The 21,550-nt window shown below is 59.0% G+C and carries 20 protein-coding genes, 1 tRNA gene and 1 pseudogene; 9 read left to right on the plus strand and 13 right to left on the minus strand.

The annotated features are described in order from the left end of the window. Positions 1 to 242: 242 nt before the first annotated feature. The gene (locus ACZZ0K_RS14915; RefSeq protein ID WP_236169904.1) at positions 243 to 1,781 is read left to right on the plus strand and encodes an NCS1 family nucleobase:cation symporter-1; all 1,539 of its coding nucleotides are present in this window, start codon (positions 243 to 245) and stop codon (positions 1,779 to 1,781) included. Positions 1,782 to 1,835: 54 nt separating this feature from the next. Continuing rightward, positions 1,836 to 2,564, plus strand: a complete 729-nt coding sequence (locus ACZZ0K_RS14920; protein ID WP_252879741.1) for an aspartate/glutamate racemase family protein — start codon at positions 1,836 to 1,838, stop codon at positions 2,562 to 2,564. Between the two features lie 131 nt (positions 2,565 to 2,695). Here the strand turns inward: ACZZ0K_RS14920 and ACZZ0K_RS14925 are convergent, their stop codons facing one another. After that, a complete protein-coding gene (locus ACZZ0K_RS14925; protein ID WP_258707832.1) occupies positions 2,696 to 3,619 on the minus strand; it encodes a LysR family transcriptional regulator in 924 nt (307 codons plus the stop codon). Positions 3,620 to 3,744: 125 nt separating this feature from the next. Here ACZZ0K_RS14925 and ACZZ0K_RS14930 point away from each other — a divergent pair, with 125 nt between their 5' ends. Next, positions 3,745 to 4,491 carry a 3-oxoacyl-ACP reductase family protein gene (locus ACZZ0K_RS14930; RefSeq protein ID WP_150741369.1) on the plus strand — a complete coding sequence of 249 codons (747 nt, stop codon included), beginning with the start codon at positions 3,745 to 3,747 and terminating at the stop codon, positions 4,489 to 4,491. 62 nt (positions 4,492 to 4,553) lie between these two features. Here ACZZ0K_RS14930 and ACZZ0K_RS14935 read toward each other — a convergent pair whose 3' ends face one another. Continuing rightward, entirely contained in the window at positions 4,554 to 5,249 is a 696-nt protein-coding gene (locus ACZZ0K_RS14935) for an HAD-IA family hydrolase (RefSeq protein ID WP_236169901.1), read from the minus strand. A 239-nt stretch (positions 5,250 to 5,488) separates the two neighbouring features. Between ACZZ0K_RS14935 and ACZZ0K_RS14940 the strand changes: the two genes are divergently transcribed. Together ACZZ0K_RS14940 and ACZZ0K_RS14945 are read left to right on the plus strand one after the other, a co-directional pair. Further along, complete coding sequence (locus ACZZ0K_RS14940; protein WP_309475377.1) at positions 5,489 to 10,267, plus strand: RHS repeat-associated core domain-containing protein; 4,779 nt, start codon at positions 5,489 to 5,491, stop codon at positions 10,265 to 10,267. Next, positions 10,264 to 10,692 carry a DUF6896 domain-containing protein gene (locus ACZZ0K_RS14945; RefSeq protein ID WP_056784098.1) on the plus strand — a complete coding sequence of 143 codons (429 nt, stop codon included), beginning with the start codon at positions 10,264 to 10,266 and terminating at the stop codon, positions 10,690 to 10,692. The genes ACZZ0K_RS14940 and ACZZ0K_RS14945 overlap by 4 nt, the downstream gene beginning before the upstream one ends. A gap of 76 nt (positions 10,693 to 10,768) precedes the next feature. On the opposite strand, the gene ACZZ0K_RS14950 is transcribed toward ACZZ0K_RS14945, so the two are convergent. The 4 genes from ACZZ0K_RS14950 to ACZZ0K_RS14965 form a co-directional block, all read right to left on the minus strand. Further along, on the minus strand, positions 10,769 to 10,936 hold the full coding sequence (locus ACZZ0K_RS14950) for a hypothetical protein (RefSeq protein ID WP_016773805.1): 168 nt from the start codon (positions 10,934 to 10,936) through the stop codon (positions 10,769 to 10,771). 118 nt (positions 10,937 to 11,054) lie between these two features. After that, complete coding sequence (locus ACZZ0K_RS14955) at positions 11,055 to 11,474, minus strand: YMGG-like glycine zipper-containing protein (protein ID WP_024012287.1); 420 nt, start codon at positions 11,472 to 11,474, stop codon at positions 11,055 to 11,057. A 135-nt stretch (positions 11,475 to 11,609) separates the two neighbouring features. Next, positions 11,610 to 11,981 (minus strand): hypothetical protein, encoded by a 372-nt coding sequence (locus tag ACZZ0K_RS14960; protein WP_016773803.1) that lies wholly within the window; start codon positions 11,979 to 11,981, stop codon positions 11,610 to 11,612. A 310-nt stretch (positions 11,982 to 12,291) separates the two neighbouring features. Beyond that, positions 12,292 to 12,480: a hypothetical protein gene (locus tag ACZZ0K_RS14965; protein WP_024012286.1), complete on the minus strand. Its 189-nt coding sequence runs from the start codon at positions 12,478 to 12,480 to the stop codon at positions 12,292 to 12,294. A gap of 220 nt (positions 12,481 to 12,700) precedes the next feature. On the opposite strand from ACZZ0K_RS14965, the gene ACZZ0K_RS14970 reads away from it, so the two are divergent. Beyond that, positions 12,701 to 12,979 (plus strand): hypothetical protein, encoded by a 279-nt coding sequence (locus ACZZ0K_RS14970; protein WP_056784095.1) that lies wholly within the window; start codon positions 12,701 to 12,703, stop codon positions 12,977 to 12,979. A gap of 57 nt (positions 12,980 to 13,036) precedes the next feature. On the opposite strand, the gene ACZZ0K_RS14975 is transcribed toward ACZZ0K_RS14970, so the two are convergent. The 5 genes from ACZZ0K_RS14975 to ACZZ0K_RS14995 form a co-directional block, all read right to left on the minus strand. Next, a complete protein-coding gene (locus ACZZ0K_RS14975) occupies positions 13,037 to 13,357 on the minus strand; it encodes a YbjQ family protein (RefSeq protein WP_150741366.1) in 321 nt (106 codons plus the stop codon). Positions 13,358 to 13,427: 70 nt separating this feature from the next. Further along, the gene (locus ACZZ0K_RS14980) at positions 13,428 to 14,708 is read right to left on the minus strand and encodes a Y-family DNA polymerase (RefSeq protein WP_258707831.1); all 1,281 of its coding nucleotides are present in this window, start codon (positions 14,706 to 14,708) and stop codon (positions 13,428 to 13,430) included. Next, entirely contained in the window at positions 14,695 to 15,126 is a 432-nt protein-coding gene (locus tag ACZZ0K_RS14985; RefSeq protein ID WP_041479371.1) for a LexA family protein, read from the minus strand. The genes ACZZ0K_RS14980 and ACZZ0K_RS14985 overlap by 14 nt, the downstream gene beginning before the upstream one ends. Before the next feature lie 248 nt (positions 15,127 to 15,374). Beyond that, positions 15,375 to 15,464, minus strand: a tRNA-Ser gene (locus ACZZ0K_RS14990). Next, on the minus strand, positions 15,460 to 15,696 hold the full coding sequence (locus tag ACZZ0K_RS14995; RefSeq protein ID WP_150638707.1) for a hypothetical protein: 237 nt from the start codon (positions 15,694 to 15,696) through the stop codon (positions 15,460 to 15,462). Before ACZZ0K_RS14995 ends, ACZZ0K_RS14990 begins: the two co-directional genes overlap by 5 nt. A 64-nt stretch (positions 15,697 to 15,760) precedes the next feature. Here ACZZ0K_RS14995 and ACZZ0K_RS15000 point away from each other — a divergent pair, with 64 nt between their 5' ends. The 3 genes from ACZZ0K_RS15000 (at position 15,761) to ACZZ0K_RS15010 (ending at position 18,496) form a co-directional block, all read left to right on the plus strand. Next, positions 15,761 to 16,450, plus strand: coding sequence for a crotonase/enoyl-CoA hydratase family protein (locus ACZZ0K_RS15000; RefSeq protein ID WP_076566844.1), 690 nt, complete (start codon positions 15,761 to 15,763; stop codon positions 16,448 to 16,450). 219 nt (positions 16,451 to 16,669) lie between these two features. Next, positions 16,670 to 17,392 (plus strand): 1-acylglycerol-3-phosphate O-acyltransferase, encoded by a 723-nt coding sequence (locus tag ACZZ0K_RS15005; protein ID WP_076566842.1) that lies wholly within the window; start codon positions 16,670 to 16,672, stop codon positions 17,390 to 17,392. A gap of 132 nt (positions 17,393 to 17,524) precedes the next feature. Further along, on the plus strand, positions 17,525 to 18,496 hold the full coding sequence (locus ACZZ0K_RS15010; protein ID WP_056784082.1) for a magnesium and cobalt transport protein CorA: 972 nt from the start codon (positions 17,525 to 17,527) through the stop codon (positions 18,494 to 18,496). Positions 18,497 to 18,564: 68 nt separating this feature from the next. Here the strand turns inward: ACZZ0K_RS15010 and ACZZ0K_RS15015 are convergent, their stop codons facing one another. Both ACZZ0K_RS15015 and ACZZ0K_RS15020 read right to left on the minus strand, forming a co-directional pair. Then, positions 18,565 to 19,293 (minus strand): amidotransferase, encoded by a 729-nt coding sequence (locus ACZZ0K_RS15015; RefSeq protein ID WP_252869065.1) that lies wholly within the window; start codon positions 19,291 to 19,293, stop codon positions 18,565 to 18,567. A 92-nt stretch (positions 19,294 to 19,385) separates the two neighbouring features. Further along, positions 19,386 to 21,529, minus strand: a pseudogene (locus ACZZ0K_RS15020) (3-hydroxyacyl-CoA dehydrogenase NAD-binding domain-containing protein). Positions 21,530 to 21,550 lie beyond the last annotated feature (21 nt).

Consider the following 21,550-nt stretch of genomic DNA (forward strand, 5'->3'; position numbering starts at 1 on the left):
CGAAATGAGCCCTGGCGCTTATAGATTGGCAACTGGCACAAATCTGGCTTTATCGCATACATGTTTTGTATACAAAACTGCAAAACATGCACACTTTCGATCCGCAAGCCTGAAGCGCCCTATCCCGTACAGGCTGCAGATGCCCCGTAACCAGTGATGCCTTCACCGTCGCGACGAAGATTTGTCGAGCCTGAGCGCTCATGCACAGTCATCGCGGGAGTGACCGTCAGGAGCCTGCCGGAATGCGTACAAGTCTTTCGAATAACATCGCGCTGAATCTGCCCTCCTCCACGCTTGATCAACCGTTGCTTGATGACGGACTGAGCGAGCCGCTGCAACTGAGCCCGCGTCTGCACAACAGCGATCTGGCGCCGACCAAAGCCGAAGGGCGGCGCTGGGGCCAGTACAGCATCTTTGCCCTGTGGACGAATGACGTGCACAACATCGCCAACTATTCGTTCGCCATCGGCTTGTATGCACTGGGTCTGGGCGGCTGGCAAATCCTCTTGTCACTGGGGATCGGCGCGGCGCTGGTGTACTTCTTCATGAACCTGTCCGGGTACATGGGGCAGAAAACCGGGGTGCCGTTCCCGGTGATCAGCCGGATCAGTTTCGGCATCCACGGTGCGCAAATTCCTGCATTGATCAGGGCGGTTATCGCCATCGCCTGGTTCGGTATTCAGACGTACCTCGCCTCGGTGGTATTCCGCGTCCTGCTGACCGCCGTGCATCCCGGCTTTGCCGAATACGATCACGACTCAATTCTGGGCCTGTCCAGTCTGGGCTGGGTGTGCTTTGTAGCAATCTGGCTGGTGCAACTGGCGATCCTCGCCTACGGCATGGAGATGGTGCGCCGTTACGAGGCATTTGCCGGGCCGGTGATTCTGCTGACCGTAGCCGCACTCGCCGGGTGGATGTACTTCCAGGCTAACGCGACCATTGCCTGGTCGATCCGCGAGCCGCTGACCGGTGGCGAGATGTGGCGCAACATCTTTGCCGGCGGCGCGTTGTGGCTGGCGATCTACGGCACGCTGATCCTCAATTTCTGCGACTTCGCCCGTTCTTCGCCGTGCCGCAAAACCATCAAGGTAGGAAATTTCTGGGGTTTGCCGGTGAACATTCTGGTGTTCGCTGCGATAACCGTACTGCTGTGTGGCGCGCAGTTCCAGATCAACGGGCGAATCATCGAAAGCCCGACCGAGATCATCGCTTCGATACCCAACACGTTCTTTCTGGTGCTCGGCTGCCTGGCTTTTCTGATCGTCACCGTTGCGGTGAACATCATGGCCAACTTCGTCGCCCCGGCGTTCGTCCTCAGCAACCTGGCGCCGAAGTACCTGACATTCCGTCGCGCCGGATTGATCAGCGCGACCATCGCCGTGCTGATCCTGCCGTGGAACCTCTACAACAGTCCGCTGGTGATCGTGTATTTCCTGTCGGGCCTCGGCGCCCTGCTCGGCCCGTTGTACGGGGTGATCATGGTCGACTACTGGCTGATCCGCAAAGGCCGGATCAACGTGCCGCAGCTCTACAGCGAAGATCCCAACGGCGCTTATTACTACAGCCGTGGCATCAATTTCCGCGCGGTGGCGGCGTTTATTCCTGCAGCGCTGATCGCCATCGTTCTGGCCCTGGTACCCGGTTTCCACAGCGTCTCACCGTTCTCCTGGCTGATCGGTGCCGGCATCGCCGGCATGCTTTACCTGATCATCGCCAAGCGCCAGACCCATTACGCCGAAGTCAGCGGTGAATGCATCGCTGTGGATAACGTCAGCCACTGATCCCTTCGCGGCCCGGTTTTCGGGCCGCACCACTGCCCGCAATAAGGATTTTCCATGCGTATTCTCGTGGTCAACGTCAACACCACCGAATCCATCACCGACGCCATCGCCCGCTCGGCGCAGGCCGTCGCTTCGCCCGGTACCGAAATCGTCGGCCTGACGCCGTACTTCGGCGCCGAATCGATTGAAGGCAATTTCGAAAGTTACCTGGCCGCCATCGCCGTGATGGATCGAGTGATGTCTTACGATCAACCCTTCGATGCGGTGATCCAGGCCGGCTACGGCGAACATGGCCGCGAAGGTTTGCAGGAACTGCTCAACGTGCCAGTGGTAGATATCACTGACGCGGCGGCCAGCACCGCGATGTTTCTCGGCCATGCCTACTCGGTGGTGACCACACTGGATCGCACCGTGCCGCTGATCGAGGATCGGCTGAAATTGTCCGGTCTGTGGGATCGCTGTGCCTCGGTGCGCGCCAGTGGTCTGGCGGTTCTGGAGCTTGAACACGAACCGCAGCGCGCACTGGAAGCGATCGTGCAGCAGGCCGAACTGGCGGTGACCCAGGACAAGGCCGAGGTGATTTGCCTGGGCTGCGGCGGCATGGCCGGGCTGGACGAGCAGATTCGCCGGCGCACCGGCGTGCCGGTGGTGGATGGCGTGACAGCGGCGGTGACGATTGCCGAGTCGCTGGTGCGTTTGAAGTTGTCGACGTCGAAGGTTCGCACTTATGCGACGCCACGGCCGAAGAACATTGTTGGCTGGGCGCAGCGCTTTGCTCGATAGACCGAGTGATCGTTCATCGCGGGCAAGCCCGCTCCCACAGGGTTTTGTGTTGTTTGCAAGATGTGTGAACAACTCAAAACTTGTGGGAGCGGGCTTGCCCGCGATAGCCGCAACTCGGTTTGATGCCTGGCTCAGATAGCACTAAACCGCCGCCCCAGTCCCTGCTCAGCAAACTGTTCAATCACAAAATCCACAAACGCCCGGGTCTTGCCCGGCAACAATTTGTGCTCGGCGTAATAGATCGAAATGTTGCCGTCATCGACAAACCAGTCCGGCAGCACTCGCTGCAACGTCCCTGCGTGGAGATACGCGACCGCAAACGGCATGCTCACCAGCGCAACGCCCAAACCTTGCATCGCCGTTGCACAGGCAGCCTCGGAATCACTCATGGTCATCCGCGCCCGCAATGTCAGCGGACTGTGTTGCTGATCGCGGTGAGTCAGTTGCCAGGAGCGCACGCGCCCGGTCTGCGGTGAGCGAATCAGAATGCCGTCGTGTTGCTTGAGGTCATCGGGATGGCTGATCGGCGCATGTTTTTGCAGATAGTCCTCCGATGCCACCAACACCCGATGCGCCGGTGTCAGCCTGCGCGCAACCACGCCTTGTGGCAGTTCAAAGCCGCCGCCAATCGCCGCGTCGAAGCCCTGCCCGATCAGGTCGACCTGGCGGTTATCGAAATGCCAGTCCGGGTTGATCGCCGGATAGCGCCGCAGAAACTCACCGAGCAGCGGCACGATATACAGACGACCGAACACCGTGCCCATGCTGACTTTCAGCGTGCCGGCCGGTTGCCCGCCGGCACTGGCCAGATTGGCTACGGCATTCTGGATGGTGGTCAGGCTGGCGCTGACTTCACTCAAAAACAGCTGCCCCGCTTCGGTCAACGTCAGGCTGCGTGTACTACGCTGGAACAGCCGCACGCCAAGCCGCGCTTCCAGTTTCGCCACGCTCTTGCCGACCGCCGCCGGGGTCAGGCTCAAGCGTCGCGCGGCTTCGGCAAAGCTGCCGACTTCGGCGCTGCGCACAAAGCATTCGATACTGCTGAATGTTTCCATGATCGCCACTATAAACTTCTGCTTTACACAGACTATAGCAATCATGGTCTACCTGGTTGTCGATACCAGGCCGATACTCGGCACCAACACCAAGGCATTCCGCCTTGAACACTTGGAGATCGAACATGACCACTCAACACCTCAGCGGCAAGGTCGCTCTGATTCAAGGCGGTTCGCGCGGCATCGGCGCGGCCATCGTCAAACGTCTGGCCGCTGAAGGCGCCGCTGTCGCTTTCACCTACGTCAGCTCCGCCGCCAAAGCTGAAGAACTGCAGAACAGCATCACTGGCAACGGCGGCAAAGCCTTGGCGATCAAGGCAGACAGCGCCGATGCCAGGGCGATTCGCCACGCCGTCAGCGCCACCGTCGAAGCGTTTGGACGCCTGGACATTCTGGTCAACAACGCCGGCGTACTGGCCATCGCGCCGCTGGAAGACTTCAAACTCGAAGACTTCGATCAGACCCTGGCCATCAACGTGCGCAGCGTGTTCATCGCTTCGCAGGAAGCGGCGAAACACATGGGCGAAGGCTCGCGGATCATCAACATCGGCAGCACCAACGCCGACCGCATGCCCTTCGGCGGTGGCGGTGTCTACGCGATGAGCAAATCGGCACTGGTCGGCCTGACCAAAGGCCTTGCCCGCGATCTCGGCCCGCGGGGCATCACCATCAACAACGTGCAACCTGGCCCGGTCGACACCGACATGAACCCGGCCCATGGCGAATTCGCCGACAGCCTGATCCCGCTGATGGCCGTCGGTCGTTACGGCACCGCCGATGAAATCGCCAGCTTCGTCGCCTACCTGGCCGGGCCTGAAGCCGGCTACATCACCGGTGCCAGCCTGACCATCGACGGTGGTTTCGGCGCCTGACAGACCGGCAAGAAAAAACGCCGCCCTTCTTTACAGGAAGGACGGCGTTTTTGTGCGGACGGTCAAGCCAGTTCCAGCGTCGGCAAGCCAAAGGCGCTGGGCTTAAATGCTTTCAGCGAGCGGATAATGCCGTCAGCGTGAGCATATTTCTCATCAGCCATCGCTGCGTCGGGGATGGCGATTGCGGTCATGCCTGCCGCTTTCGCGGCGGTGACGCCGAACGGCGAATCCTCGAACACCAGACAATCCCCGGGCGCGATGCCCAGGCGCCGGGCGGCGGTGAGGAAGATATCCGGCGCCGGTTTGGCCGCGCCGACTTCCGGATCGTCCGCCGTGACGATGAAATCGAACAGCGCAAACCACTCACGGTGCAAGGTGGTTTTCTGCCCGAACGACTGGCGCGACGAACTGGTGCCGACTGCGATCGGGATGTTGTGCGCCTTGAGGTGACGCACCAGCGCTTCGGCCCCCGGCATCGCTTGCGCCTTGGGGAAACGCTCGCGCATCAGCGGCTCGCGAATCTGCAGAAATTCTTCCGGAGTGATCGGTAACTCCAGCGCCTGCACCACGTAGTTGGCCAGGTCATTGGCACCGCGACCAATGATGTTTTGTTTGACGCTCCAGTCGAAGGTTTTCCCGTAGCGCCCGGCAATCAGCGAGGTGACCTCGGTGTAAATGCCCTCGGTGTCGAGCAGCAAACCGTCCATATCGAAAATCACGGCCTTGATCGGGCCGAACGTCTTCAGCGGTGCATTCATCATCGGATCCGTTAACAAAGACATCCCGGGCGACAGGCAGCGTGCCGCAACGCGGATCTGATTAATGGGTTCAGCAGCATAGCGAGGCCGATGGACATTGAGCAACGGGCAATGCCATCGACGCCTTTTCGCATTTAGCGAAAACTCCTACAGACACTGCCTACTTCCCCGACTTCTTTCCTTTTTGATCCCCCGCAAAGTCCGCGCTCCCGTTTCTTCATATGCGCGAGCGACTGCGAATGTTTCAACCCGATCAGCTCCTGGCCCTGAACAACAGCATCGGACTGCTGGTGGTGGCCGCCCTGAATCCGAAGCAGCCAGATTTTGAAGCGCTGATCGACGAGTTCCGCCTGTGCCTGAACAACTACGACGCCTGGGCCGAGCAATTCTGGACGGGGACGGCGCTGGACATCGAGCAGGTGTTCAAGGTTGGCAATGACGTACAACTGAGCGCGCCGATCACTTCGCGCGCACCTGTCAGTTCATCGGTGGTCATGTGTTCGGCCAGCGGACCGCTGACCCTGGTGCATCTGTTTGAAGCAGCGCGCTTCGTGCCGATCGGCGACACCCCGGTGACCCTCGAACCGCTGCTCAGCGACGTCGACGGCGTGCTGACCTTCGGCGAACCAAAGCGCTACACCATTGGCCCGAGCGGGATCCTCGAGGTGACCGATTGCATGCGCGGCCAGCGCTATCGCGTCACCTTCTTTCCCAACGTTTCCTCCGCCCATGTCCGCGCCCTGTATGCCTCATATGAAGGGGTCATTGCCGGTCTTGAAGGCTGGCTGCGCAACGAATGGACAGGCTTCCAGCCGCAGTGGACGGAGTTTTCCAGCGCCGGTTTTCTTGATCGTTACGGGCAGTTGCAACGGGCCGATTGGCGCGGCCTGGAAAAAGCCCTGAATGGCGTCTGGGATGACATTCAGCAGCTGTTTGCCCTACTTGCCGATCTGCAGGAGCACAGCGCAAAGCTCCTCGAATATCTGAGCGAAGTCGAACTCGAGGCGCTGCTTGCTGCTTCAAACGAAGCGATCGCCAACGCCTTGTTGATGCTCAGCGACGAGCCGTTGTTGTTCATTCATCTGGCCGCGTTCACCAGTTGGCTGAAGATGCTGCCGCCGCAATACCTCGCCGAGGTGGTGGCCGAAGTTCGCACCGAGTTGCTGATCAGCTTCCTGTTGATGCGCGTGGCGGGCGGTGCCGGCGTATCGCTGCGTTTGAGCGGCAAGGTCTTGGCGAAGATCAAGTCGCCAAGGGCGCGGGAGTGGCTGGCCGCCTCAGCCTTGCGTCTGGCTGAGCTGACTTCGACACCGGAACTCAAACAGCACGCGAGCACGCTGAAGCCGCTGATGTTCCATGCCCGCGAAGTGGAGCTGAAGCCGACGCCATCGATTCCGCTGAACATTCGTCAGGCCGACGCGGTGGTGCTCCGCGTGCCGAATCCGGCGCCGCTCGCGCGGGAAAAATCCCAGGGCATGGCGCGCCTTGAGCGCCACGAGCCCCACGACGACGCCCCCGACCAGGCGAAAAACCCCAACGGCGACGCCGCCGACTGCGTCCCCAATACCTGCAAAAACGGCTGTCCGGTGTCGATGGTCACCGGCGAAGAACTGCTGACCCTGACCGACGCGGTGCTCGATGGCGTGCTGCCCTTCGAGTTCACCCGCTTGTACCGCAGCAGCGCGGTCGAGATCGACATCGGCCTGGGTTTCGGCTGGAGTCACACGCTCGCCCATCGGCTGGCCTTCGACGGCGATGGCGTGATCTGGATCGACCACGAAAACCGCCGCACTCGGTTTCCCCTGCCCAATGTCGCGCGCCCGGCGATCCACAACAGCCTGTCGCGGGCGGCGATTTTTCTCGGTGCTGAGCCGGAAGAATTGATCCTGGCGTTGGCCGGCGACAGCGCGCGGTTCTACCACTTTCGCGCCGGCCGGCTGACGGCGATCAGCGATGTCTACGGCAATCGTCTGACCCTGCAACGCGATCGCTCCGACCGCATTCAGCGTCTGGACAACGGCGCCGGCCGCGCCCTGCTGTTGCGTTATGACCGCGCGCAGCTGGTGGCAGTCGATTATCAGGTGTTCGTCCAAGGCGAGTGGACCACCGAGCAAACCCTCGCCACCTACAGCTTCGATGCCCGGCAACGCCTGCTGACCGCGACCAACGCGGTCGGCGACAGCGAACGCTACGACTACGACGATCACCACGTCATCCTCCAGCGCCAGCTGACCGGCGGCGCGAGCTTCTTCTGGGAGTGGCAGCGCGAGGGCAAAGCGGCGCGCTGCGTGAGGCATTGGGCGTCGTTCTCGCAGATGAACACCCGTTACGTCTGGAACGATGACGACGCCAGCGTGACCGTGCATTACGTCGACGGTACCGAAGAAGTTTACGTCCACGACGAACGTGCGCGGCTGGTGCGGCAGGTCGCGGCCGATGGTGGCGAGCAGCTCAAGGCTTATGACCAGCAGGGGCGATTGATCGCCGAGCAGGATGCTTTGGGCGCGGTTACCGAATACCGCTACGACGAGGTCGGACGGCTGATCGCGCTGATTCCGCCGGACGATGCACCAACGTCCTACGAGTACCGCAACGGCTTTCTCTACAAGCGTTGCCGTGGTGATGCGGTGTGGATCTTCCGGCGCAACGCTGAAGGCGCCGTCACCGAAGCGGTCGATCCCGACGGCCAGGTCACCCATTACTACTACAACCTGCGCGGGCAATTGCTGTCGCTGCGTTATCCGGACAGCAGCCGCCACCGCTGGGTGTGGAACGAGCTCGGCCAGCTCATCGAAGAAACCCTGCCCGATGGCGGCGTGCGGCGCTTTTCCTACGATGCGCTGGGACGGCGGATTACCACCCAGGACGAATTTGGTGTTGTCAGTCGTCAGCAGTGGGACGCGGCCGGCCGACTGATCCTGACGACTTCTCCTACGGGCAGCACGCGCGCCTACAGCTACGGCGCCTACGGCCAGATCACCGCTGAGCGCGACGAGCTCGGGCGCATTACCCGCTACGAATATGACGATGATTTGCACCTGGTCTCGCGACGGATCAATCCCGACGGCACCCACGTGCAGTACCGCTATGACCATGCGCGGCTGTTGCTGACCGAGATTGAAAACGAGTCCGGAGAAAAGTACCGACTGGATTACACGCCGACCGGATTGATCCGACAGGAAACCGGGTTTGATGGGCGGCGCACGGCGTATGCCTACGACCTCAACGGGCACCTGCTGGAGAAGACCGAGTGTGGCGAGCAGGGTTTATCGCTGGTCACCCACTACCAGCGCGATAAGGCCGGGCGCTTGCGGGTCAAAACCCTGCCCGATGGCGCCAAGATCCGCTACGACTACGATCGCCTCGGTCGGTTGATCGGCGTCGATGACGGGCAAAACCATCCGCTGGCCTTCGAGTACGACCGTCAGGACCGGCTGATCACCGAGCATCAGGGCTGGGGCACCTTGCGCTACGCCTATGACGCCTGCGGTCAGCTCAAGCGCCTGCGCCTGCCGGACAACAGCAAGCTCGATTACCACTACGCCAAGGGCGGTGCGCTGTCGGCCATCGACCTTAATGGCACGCCGCTCACGCGCCACGTCTACCAGTCCGGTCGCGAACAGCAACGCCAGCAAGGTTTGCTGCTCAGCGAATATTCTTACGACGATCAGGGCCGCTTGCTTGCCCACGCTGTAGGTCATCGCCACGCTTCGCTGTACCGCCGCGATTATGCCTACAGCGCCAACGGCAATCTCGAGCACATTGCCGACAGCCGCCACGGCCAGCGCACTTATGGCTACGACGCCCTCGACCGGTTGATCCGCGTACGTCACTCACGCGACGAGCTGCCCGAATCCTTCGCCCACGACCCGGCCGGCAACCTGCTGATGCAGGATCGTCCCGGCCCTGCGCAGATCAAGGGCAATCGCCTGTTGATGCAGGGCGACCGTCATTACGACTACGACGCCTTCGGCAACCTGATCCGCGAACGCCGTGGCCACGGCCAGACCCTGGTCACCGAATACCGCTACGACTGCCAGCACCGCCTGATCGGCCTGACCCGCCCCGACGGCCAGACCGCCACTTATCACTACGACGCCTTCGGCCGGCGCATCCGCAAAACAATCGACGGCGCCGTCACCGAATTCTTCTGGCAAGGCGAACACCTCGTCGCCGAAAGCAGCGCCACGCAATACCGCAGCTTCCTCTACGAACCCGGCACCTTCCGCCCACTGGCGATGCTCGACGGCAAAGGCCCGAAAAAAGCCTGCCCGTTCTACTACCAACTCGACCACCTCGGTACTCCGCAGGAACTCACCGACTACAGCGGCGAAATCGTCTGGTCCGCGCAATACGACGCCTACGGCAAAGTCGCCGCCGTCACCCTCGCCGGCGAAGACTACCTCGACCAACCGCTGCGCTTTCAGGGGCAGTATTTCGATGTTGAAAGCGGATTGCATTACAACCGGCATCGGTATTACGACCCAAGGCTTGGACGGTATTTGACGCCGGACCCGGTGAAGCTGGCGGGTGGGTTGAATCAGTACCAGTACGTGCCGAATCCGACGGGGTGGGTGGATCCGTTGGGGTTGACGTCCAACTGCCCTCCGCCGAATAAGCCTAGGTGTGAGGTGCCGGGGGCGAGTGATAGGGTTAAGGTTGATGAGGGGGAGCCGGACCTACCGGCCATTGCTCACAATATAGATCCAAACACTCTGAAACGAGTACATGCAATCGCGGGTAAGACCTCAACTAGGACAGTAGATGGGTATAAGGACAAAATGCGTGACGGATTCAATTCAGTACGCCCCATTGACGTTCTAGAACATAACGGCAGTTTATATATTCTGGATGGACACCACCGCGCAGCAGCTGCACGACAAACTTCGACCAATGTGACGATTAAACTCATAACAAATCTGAAAGCGTACGAAGGATCTCTAAGAAGCATTGAAGATATATTAGAGTCAGCAAATAATGTAGGCTTCGACAGATTGGAGCACCGGAGAAGAAGATGAGTGATCAAAGTGAAAATCTGGAGACCCTGATAAATGATTTTATCTCCATGGTAGATTCCAGCACGTTGATACTTGAAAGAAAATTTGGCACTCGAGATATTCGAAAGCTCTGGTATACCAAGGCGATCAAGCGATGCGGGAGAGTCACTCGAGGCGTTAAATATGAATTGCACGGCATTGGCTGCCGCATCAATCTATCGACAGGAACCGTAGATTTTGACTATGGACCTAATGGTGAAATCAATGGATTCGACACTTGGCGCTTATACAACTTTGCTTGTGAACGACCATCTAAGCATAGAAAGTATTGCAACGAAGAAACTATCGAAAAAGAATTCGCCGAATACATCAATCTAAAAAAAATCAAAAAAATTTCAGCCATAAGTAATCTATATATCTGGGCCGACTCGAAAGAAACGACCTAAACACGACCACAAAGAGGGCCTGTGGACTCAGGCCCTTTAAACCAATATTCAAAATCTCCATTCACCAAGAACACTCTCACTGCTCATCCCCATCCTCCTCATACTCCATATCCGCCTCATCCGCATCATTCAACGGCACCGTCGCATCATCCATCAGCGAGCCGGGATCTTCATTCCCCGGATCATTGATAAACGGCAATCCACTCGGGCCCTTCTCTTCTTTGCCTTCGGTTTCGGGAGTCATGGCGCACCTCTTGAGCGTGTGGGATGTATCACTTTCGAAAAGCCCTATCGCCAATCGTTCCTCTGCCTGACGGCCAGACACGAAAAACCCGGCGCCAGGCCGGGTTTTCGTTGATCAATCAGCGATGTTTATTTTTGTGTTTGTTCTTGTGCTTGTGGCCGCCGGAATGAGATCCGCCGTCGTCGTCGCCAAGATTGTTACCTACCGCGCCGCCTGCTGCGCCGCCCAGGCCCGCGCCAATGGCGGAGCCGGTGGAGCCGCCGAGGCTGTTGCCGACGACCGAGCCGCCTGCTGCGCCAAGACCGCCGCCAATCGCGGCTTCGGTGCGGTTGCGTTTGTTCGCGCCGACGGCACTGCCGGCCGCGCCGCCAACACCTGCGCCGACCGCTGCGCCCGTACTGCCGCCAAGTTGTCCGCCAACCACATTACCCAGCGCACCGCCGAGACCACCGCCTACGGCAGCGGTGCCATCTCCGGCCGCCATCGCGCCCTGCGCCACGACCAAGCCAAAAAACAGTGCAGATAATGACAATCGCATATGAACCTCGCAGTTCCCGAATCGGGACAGTCCGCCCAAGCGGGGCGTATGCAGATTGGAGATGATTTCGGACGAAACGTTCAGCCATGAAAAAGCCCGACATCGAGTCGGGCTTTTTCTGACAGGCCATCAGTCTCAGTGGCGCTTGTGACCTTTGCCCAGGTTGCTGCCGACTGCGCCGCCGGCCGCGCCGCCCAGACCTGCACCGATGGTGGCGCCGTTGCGGCCGCCCAGGCTGTTGCCGATCACCGAACCACCGGCTGCACCGACACCGCCGCCGATCGCCGCTTTGGTGCGGCTGCCCTTGCGTGCGGCGACGGCACTGCCTGCTGCGCCCGCGACGCCAGCGCCAATGGCGGCACCGGTGCTGCCGCCCATTTTCTGACCGACCACGTTACCCAGCGCGCCACCCAGGCCACCGCCCAGCGCAGCGGTGCCATCACCGGCAGCCATCGCACCTTGAGCAACCAGAAGGCCAAGAACCAGAGCAGGCAGTGTTAAACGCATGACGAAAACCTCAAATAAACGGGATGACGAAAAGGAGCGGGATTTAATGCGCTCGGCCCAGGAAAGTCCAGACGCGGGCGGCAGCGTCGATTGGACCGCAATCGTGGAAAAGGTTTTATGCCGGGCAAAAAAAGCCCGCTGGGGAGACGGGCTGGAGACTTGCTTTCTAACGGATGGCTTCACACTACGTTGGCCAACGTGAAAAGTTTGTGAAAAAAACCGACATTAATGTCAATGCCTGCCAGAGATTTCAAACCCCTATTCTTGCGCACATAAAAAACCCCGTTCAGTGACGGGGTGCAGGATGAAATCACTTTCTGGTCCTTGCCGTGACCTTGGGCAGGAATTTCGCTTTCGGCCCTTTTGGGGCCGTGGATTTGATTTTGCCGATGCTGACCGGATCCTCGCCAAACCCCGACTGATACTCCGACTGACCGCAGCGCACACAGTTGTTGAATGAAAACTCAGCGCCATCATCTTCGATAAATGGACCTGACATAGACTCTCCCCTACGCAACCGGGCCGACACCGGCAAAACAGTTTTGCCTGAAAATATCGTCCCTCAGCGCTTTTGAGACTAGATGGTCACTACTGGACTTGCTGTCCAGAAAGGCTGATCACCGACGAATGGAAAAACGTGTCGCGAGCGATCATTCGCTAAAGATTTCCATCGAACGGCCGCTGCCCTTACTCCTACAAATGAATCTCAAGGAGAGATCATGCAGATCAATGGATTCCCGAACATGCCAGTCGTAAAACTCACGGACGAGCAGATCGCTGCCGGCAAGGCCGGTGCGGAAAAACTCAAGGAAAAGATCGCCTCGGGTGAAATCACCATCAAATACCCAGACAAACCGCTTCTGCAACCGGGCGTCGTCTACCATCCCAGCGAGCCCGCACCATCGGCGCAGCCTGACGGGACGCCGCCCCTCGTTGCCATCGATACACCGCTGACCTATGACTCAAGAGGCGCTGTGTTGCTCAAGCCTCAGGGCTGATTGATACGGAAAAAAGCCCATTCCTCGTGCGAGTGGGCTTTGCCTTGAACGCAATGATCAGTGCAGCTTCACCGCCGTTCCGGTCACAAACACGACAACCATGCCACCCTTGCCTGCCGGCATGCTGATCTCAAAATCCACGCCAACCACAGCATCAGCCTGCAATGCCCGCGCTCGATCTTTCAGTTCGTCGGTGGCCTGAATGCGTGCTTCTTTAAGAGCCCGCTCCAACGTCTGCGAGCGCCCGCCAAAGAAGTCGCGCATGCCGGCGAACATATCGCGGATCACGTTGACCCCTTGCACAGACTCGGCGCTGACAATGTCCAGATAGGCCGTGATCTGCCGCCCCTCGACGGAATGAGTGGTGGAAATGATCATGAAAGTCGTCCTTTTACTGCAAAAGTGAAGGCGGCGATTGTAACGCGGCACCAGGCCTGGCAACCGTGCCTCAATTGGATTTAACGACCCACAATTGATCCAGCTTCGTCGTAAAACTCGAACTCATCATCTCCCGCCGCATGCCCCAGGCCGGATCCGCCGGCACACTCCCCGCTCGCAACGTTCCATGCCCCCAGCGCTGATTGATCTGGTCGAGCACCCCCATCACCTTCTCCGCCGTCTGCGGTTGCGACTGGGCAAACAAGTCTTCGGTAAATTCTCCGGGCTGCCGAAGATCCATCAATAACACTTCAGCCTTGCTGTACTTGAAGCCCGGCCGGAACAATCGATCAACCGCCTCGCTCGCCACCTTGCTCAGCAATCGCACATCATTGGTCGGATAAGGCAACTCGATCAGCGCGCCATTGGCGTACTTCGCCTCTTCCGGATTGAACATGCCGGTGCGGATACTCACGCGGATCTTTTTGCACAGCGAATTCTGCGCGCGCAGCTTTTCCGCCGCTCGATGCACATAAGTAGCAACGGCTTCCTTGATCGGCTCGATGGTAGTCAAACGGTTGCCGAACATGCGGCTGCTGCAGATTTCCTGCTTCGGCGGTTCTGTTTCCGACAGTTCCAGACAGGATGTGCCACCCAGTTCGCGCGCGGTCTTCTCGATCACCACGCTGAACTTGCGCCGCAGTGTCCACGGATCGGCCTTCGCCAGGTCCATCGCACTTCTGATTTGCATGCTTTCCAGATGAGCTTTCATCCGCCGTCCGACGCCCCACACTTCACCGACATCGGTATTGCGCAGCACCCAGTCGCGTTTGGACGGATCGCAGATGTCGACCACGCCGCCGGTGTGCGCCTGTAGGCGCTTCGCAGTGTGGTTGGCGAGCTTGGCCAGCGTTTTCGTGGGGGCGATGCCGACGCCGACCGGGATGCCGGTGCGCTTATAAACAGCAGAGCGAATGGTTCGGCCAAAACCTGTCAGGTCCCCAGGAATGCCGCTGAGATCGGCGAACGCCTCATCAATGCTGTAAACCTCGACCGCCGGCACCATGGACTCGATGATCGTCATCACCCGTTCGCTCATGTCGCCGTACAACGCGTAATTACTGCTGAACACCTGAATGCCGTGGCGGCGCAGATCATCACGAATCTGAAAATACGGCGCGCCCATTTTCACAAAAGGTTTGGCATCGTAGCTGCGCGCGATCACGCAGCCATCGTTATTGCTCAGCACGACAATCGGCGTCTTCGCCAGATCGGGCCGGAACACTCGCTCACAGCTGGCATAGAAGCTGTTGCAATCGATCAGCGCGAAAACCTGCTCACGATTTGCCATGGTCGCGCACGCTGTAAGTCACCACACCCCAGATCACCAGCTCATCCCCTTCCATCACATAGCGAGGCGGGTATTTGCTGTTGGCCGAAAGAAGGATGATGGTGTTGTCGCGCATGTGCAGGCGCTTGCAGACAGGTTCGGAGTTGAGACCGGCGATGACGATATCGCCGTGCTCGGCATTCAAGCTGCGGTCGACGATCACCAGATCACCGCAAAATATCCCGGCGTCCTGCATGCTCTCGCCTTCGATCTTCGCCAGATAAACGTGCGGTGCACGAATATCAAAAACCTCGTCCAGAGAGATGTGCTTTTCAATGTGATCAGCCGCGGGCGAAGGAAAACCGGCGGGAATCCGAAACGAATACAGCGCAAGCTGTTCGCCCGCGCCTGACAAAGGGCCGAGGATGGTGACGCTCATGATACGAACCTGATAGTGAATTTACTGTATGCGTATACAGTAGACTCGGGACGGTTCGGGGGTCAATGAGGCGTGTAGGAGATTTCGACGGGTGACAGGGTTTTGTACAACTTCTTGGTAATAAAAGACTGCCAACTCACGTTTCAGAGGCTTCGAACCAGTGGTCCTTTAGAAACTTTTTCCAGACACCAAAAACCACAAACCCCCGACTTTCTCTAGGAAAATCAGGGGTTTGCGTTTACTTAATGTGGCGGTGAAGGAGAGATTCGAACTCTCGATACAGTTTCCTGTATACACACTTTCCAGGCGTGCTCCTTAAGCCACTCGGACACTTCACCGTATCTCTGCAGACATGTTCTGTCTGTCGAGGCGCGCTAATGTAGTCGAAAGCTTTTCCGATGGCAAACTTTTTTTCAGAATTTTCATGCGCTTAAGAGAGGCCGTTGCGTTCAGCCAGAGCGGACGATGGCAAACCTGCCAATCTCGGGTAAGCCGTGCGCTTCCTTTATAGAAGGCAACACGCGCGCAGCGCTGGCCGAAGCGCAAAACGGTGACTGGCAGGTCAGTCACGGCGCTTTACCTGGCCTGCGGCGGTGGGTAACGTCTGCCCATCTTTCTAATAAGGAATAGCGTCATGAGCGAGTTGATTGCCTACCACCTCGAAGACGGTATCGCGACCCTGACCCTGAACAATGGCAAGGTCAACGCGATTTCTCCGGATGTGATTGCGGCGTTTAATGCGGCGCTGGATCAGGCGGTGGCGGATCGCGCCGTGGTGATCATTACCGGGCAGCCGGGGATTCTCTCCGGTGGTTATGACCTGAAGGTGATGACGGCCGGTCCGAAAGAGGCCGTTGCGCTGGTGACAGCCGGTTCGACCTTGGCGCGCCGCCTGCTCTCTCACCCGTTCCCGGTGATCGTTGCTTGCCCGGGGCACGCCGTGGCCAAGGGTGCTTTCCTGCTGTTGTCCGCCGATTACCGCATCGGTGTCGACGGCCCGTTCAGCATCGGTCTGAACGAAGTGCAGATCGGCATGACCATGCACCATGCCGGTATCGAGCTGGCACGCGACCGCTTGCGGCGTTCGGCTTTCCATCGCTCGGTAATCAATGGCGAGATGTTCGATCCGCAAAGTGCCGTTGATGCAGGCTTCCTCGACAAAGTCGTCACTGCCGAAGAATTGCAGGGCGCCGCGCTGGCTGCCGCGCGTCAGTTGAAGAAGATCAACATGCTGGCGCACAAGAACACCAAGCTCAAAGTGCGCAAGCAACTGCTGGAAACCCTCGACGACGCGATCCTGCAGGATCAGCAACATCTGGGCTGACTCGTCCAAAATCTGCCGGTAAGAGAATAGCCCGACCTTGGTCGGGCTTTTTCTTACGTTCAGCGTTGAAGATTCGCTGAAAGCTCTAGGACGCGCCTGACAGGCAATGCTGAAACATGCGCTTAAACATCGGCCATCTCCGGACTCTATAGCGGCAATTGCCGAAAACAGTGCACATCCGTACACTGCGCCACCTTTTGTCCCGGTGGGCCTGCAAAAATGCTGTTTGTGTTTCGTATGTTGTTGATGGGCCTGCACTTTATTCTGGCCGGCGTGCTCGGCGTGATCCTTGGATTGTGCCGCCCGTTCAACCCGGACAACAGCCGACTCTGCGCCCGCCTCTACGCTTTGCCGGCGATGTGTATCTTGCGTTTGCGGGTCAAGTCCGAGGTCAACGGCTTGATGAACAAGCCCGACAGTTGCGTGATCATCGCCAACCATCAGTCAAACTACGATCTGTTCGTGTTCGGCAATGTCGTCCCTCGTCGCACCGTTTGTATCGGCAAGAAGAGCCTGAAGTGGGTGCCGTTGTTCGGCCAGTTGTTCTGGCTGGCCGGCAATGTGTTGATCGACCGTGGCAATGCGCACAAGGCGCGGCAGTCGATGCTGACGACGACCCACACCTTGCAGAACGAAGACACCTCGATCTGGGTGTTTCCGGAGGGCACCCGCAACCTCGGTGAAGATCTATTGCCGTTCAAGAAAGGCGCGTTCCAGATGGCGATTGCTGCCGGCGTGCCGATCGTTCCGGTGTGCGTGAGCAGCTATATAAAGCACATGCGCCTGAATCGCTGGCGCAGTGGCAACGTTCTCATACGTTCCTTGCCGGCGATTCCTACAGTCGGATTGACCATGGACGACATGCCCATGCTGATCGAGCGATGCCGCGAGCAGATGCGCGAGTGCATCGAATCGATGGATCGGCAACTGCAAGCCGCGTGAAACCAAACCCGCCCCGTGCGGGTTTTCTTTTGCCGGGTGAACTGTAGAAGTTTCACTGACTCTCAAGCAGCGACACGGCTAAGCTGAAGCCTAGTTTCCCTGCCATCTGCCAAGAAGAAGTGAATCACCACCATGGGTCGAGTTGTTGCTGCTGCGGTGTACAGCGAGGGTAAGAAAGTCACCAATATTGCGCTGGACGAAGGTGCTGCCTGGGCCGCCAAACCCGGCCACTTCGTCTGGATCGGTCTGGAAGAACCGGACGCACAGGAATTATCCAACCTGCAACGACAGTTCAACCTGCATGAACTGGCCATCGAAGACGCGCTGGAAAAACACAGCCGACCAAAACTGGAAACCTTTGGTGACGCTCTGTTTATCGTCACCTACTCACCGGTTCGCGAAAACGGCGTTTTGCAATTCATCGAAACGCATATCTTCGCCGGCAGGGGTTACATCATTACCGCACGCAACGGCCATTCCGCGTCGTACGCCTATGTGCGTCAACGCTGTGAGGCGCGTCCGCTGTTGCTCGAGCACGGGGAAGATTTCGTCCTGTATGCGCTGCTCGATTTCGTCATCGAAAACTATCAGCCGGTGGGCGAAGCGATCCACGCCGAGATCGATGAGCTGGAGCGCAACGTGCTGTGCAGCGCCCTCAACGAGCGCGACATCCAGAAGCTGCACGGTCTGCGCCGCGATGTGGTGCGCTTGCGTCGGTACGCGGCACCGATGGTGGAGATCGGCGAGGAGCTGCAAAAGCTCAGTTTCCCGTTCATCGACAAGAACATGCGCCCGTACTTTCGCGATGTGCAGATTCATGTAACGCGGCAGATGGAAGACCTGACCACGCTGGCGGACATTGCCAGCCAGACCATCGAGATTGGCGTGTTGCTTGAGGCATCACGGCAGAGCGTGGTGCAGCGCAAGTTTGCAGCGTGGGCGGCGATTCTGGCGTTCCCGACTGCGGTAGCGGGGATCTACGGGATGAATTTCCAGAACATGCCCGAGTTGACCTGGCATTACGGTTATTTTGCAGTGCTGGGGTTTATTGCGGTGGGGTGTGTGAGTTTGTGGGCGAGCTTCAAGCGGTCCGGGTGGCTGTAGCCGGGACCGCGTTGCCCCGGAGATTCGCGAGCAGGCTCGCTCCCACAGGGATTGTGGGAGCAGGCCCTTTAGCGTTGAGCCGTTTCTGGCTTGTGCGCCACGAAGCGCATCATCCACTCCGCAACCGTAGCGCCATGATGTTCCTGCTCAAGGCTGGCCATGCCTTTGCTGTAAATCTGCGAACCCAGCGCTTCCTGGCGCAGATCAAGGAGCGCGCGGGAGTAATCGTGAATGAATTCCGGGTGGCCCTGGAAGCACAGCACTTGATCGTTGATGTGATAAGCCGCGAACGGGCAGAAATCGCTGGAGGCGATGACCGTGGCGTTTTCCGGAAGCTCGGTTACCTGATCCTGATGACTGATCAGCAGTGTCAGCTCTTCGCGCACCGGGCTCATCCACGGTGCCTTGGCTGCCAGCTTGTAATTGTGAGTACCGACGCCCCAACCCTGGGAGGCCCGCTCGCTCTTGCCGCCAAGCAGCAACGCCAGCAATTGGTGGCCGAAGCACACGCCGAGCAGTTTGTCGCCGCGTTCGTAGCGATCCAAAAGGTACGTCTTGAGGGTCTGGATCCACGGATCCGTACCGAACGAATCGGCTTTGCTGCCGGTGACCAGATACGCATCGAAAATCTCGTCGTCGCTAGGATACTCACCCTTCACCACGTTATAGACAGTGAAATCAGCGGCGATCGGTTGTTGCGAGAACAGCCGCTGAAACATGTGCCCATAGCCCTGATATTGGTCAATCAATTCGGGCCGCAGGATGTCGGTTTCGAGAATGCAGATGCGCAGCGACATAAAAAATACCTGACACGTGATGGGAATAATGAACACCCCAGAGCCTGCCCTGAAACACCCGGCCAAGGCAAGCCCCGAAATGCTCGCCGGCCCTAGAACATTTCACCTTTCGCCGCTTTGTCCAGCAGCAGCGCTGGCGGGGTAAAGCGCTCGCCGTATTGCTCGGCCAGATACTGCGCGCGGGCGACGAAGTCCTTCAGGCCATACTGGTTGATGAACTGCAGCGCCCCGCCGGTCCACGCGGCGAAACCGATGCCGAAGATCGAGCCGACGTTGGCATCCGCCGTCGAGGTCAGCACGCCCTCCTCCACACAGCGCACGGTTTCGATGGCCTGCACGAACAACAGACGATCACGCACATCCTTCGCAGAGATCTGTCCGTCGGCCTTCTCGAAGCGCGTTTTCAGCTCCGGCCACAAATGCTTCTGCGAGCCCGCTGGATACTCATAAAAACCGCCTCCGGCAGCTTTGCCCGGTCGCTTGAATTCATTGAGCATCAAATCGATCACGGCGAAGGCAGGGTGCTCAATCAGCGGTTTGCCTTCTGCCTGCAAGTCCTTGGCCGTCTGCTGACGGATATGGCTCATCAGGCTGAGGGAAACTTCATCGGAGATGGCCAGCGGCCCGACCGGCATCCCGGCCTTGCGCGCTTCGGTCTCGATCATCGGCGCACTGACACCCTCGCCGAGCATGGCGATGCCCTCGTTGGTGAATGTGCCGAAAACCCGCGAGGTAAAGAAGCCGCGACTGTCATTGACCACGATCGGAGTTTTCTTGATTTGCAGAACGAAGTCGAAACCGCGAGCGAGAGTTTCGTCGCTGGTCTGCGCGCCCTTGATGATTTCCACCAGCGGCATTTTTTCCACCGGACTGAAGAAATGCAGGCCGATGAATTTGCTTTGATCGGGCACGGCCGTCGCCAGGCCGGTGATCGGCAGGGTCGATGTGTTGGAGGCGATGACAGCGTCGCCACCCACCACCTGTTGCGCGGCGGCAGATACCTTGGCTTTGAGCTGGCGATCCTCGAACACCGCTTCGATGATCAGATCGCAACCGGCCAGATCGGCATCGCTTTCGCTCGCAACGATGCGCGCCAGCACCGCCTCGCGCTGCTCGACAGTCAGCTGGCCACGGGCAACTTTTTTATCCAGCAGCGCCGCTGAATGCGCCTTACCTTTCTCGGCAGCAGCGAGATTGATGTCCTTGAGGACGACTTCGATACCGGCCGAAGCGCTGACAAACGCGATGCCCGCGCCCATCATTCCGGCGCCGAGCACACCGACTTTCCGGGTTTTACAGGGCGCAAAACTTTGCGGTCTGGAACCGCCGGCGTTGATTTCGTTCAACTGGAACCAGAACGTGCCGATCAGGTTTTTCGAAATCTGCCCGGTCGTCAGCTCGGTGAAGTAGCGGGTTTCGATCAGGTGCGCGGTGTCGAAATCGACCTGAGCGCCCTCCACCGCCGCGCATAGAATCTTCTCCGGCGCCGGAAGGGTGCCTTGAGTTTTCGCGCGCAGGATCGACGGCGCAATCGCCAGCATCTGCGCCACTTTCGGGTTCGATGGCGTGCCGCCAGGAATCTGGTAGCCCTTCACGTCCCAGCGCTGCACTGCCGTCGGATTGGCGAGAATCCACGCGCGCGCCTTGGCCAGCAGCTCATCGCGATCCGCTGCCAGTTCATCAATCAGCCCGGCCTGCAACGCCTGTTGCGGGCGCACCTTCTTGCCTTCAAGCAAGTACGGCAGGGCTTTTTCGATACCGAGCATGCGCACCATGCGCACCACCCCGCCGCCGCCCGGCAACAGGCCCAGCGTCACCTCCGGCAAACCGAGTTGCACCGAGGCATCATCCACAGCGATGCGATGGTGGCAGGACAGACAGATTTCCCAGCCGCCGCCCAGTGCGGCGCCGTTGATCGCCGCGACCACCGGTTTGCCGAGGGTTTCCAGGCTGCGCAATTGCGCCTTGAGGGTCAGCACCATGTCGTAGAAAGCTTTGGCTTCGGGTTTGCCGACCTTGATCAATTCATTGAGGTCGCCGCCGGCAAAAAGGTTTTCTTCGCGGAGGTGATGATCACTCCGGCGATGCTGTCTTTCTCGGCCAGCAAGCGGGCAACGCAAGCGGCCATGGCCTCGCGGTACACGGCGTTCATGGTGTTGGCGCTCTGGCCCGGCATGTCCATGGTCAGCACGACGATAGCGTCCTGGCCTTTTTCGTAACGAATGGCTTCGCTCATAACAGGGTTCCTTGAAGTCGG

The sequence above is a fragment of the Pseudomonas sp. AC255 genome (assembly GCF_979258175.1).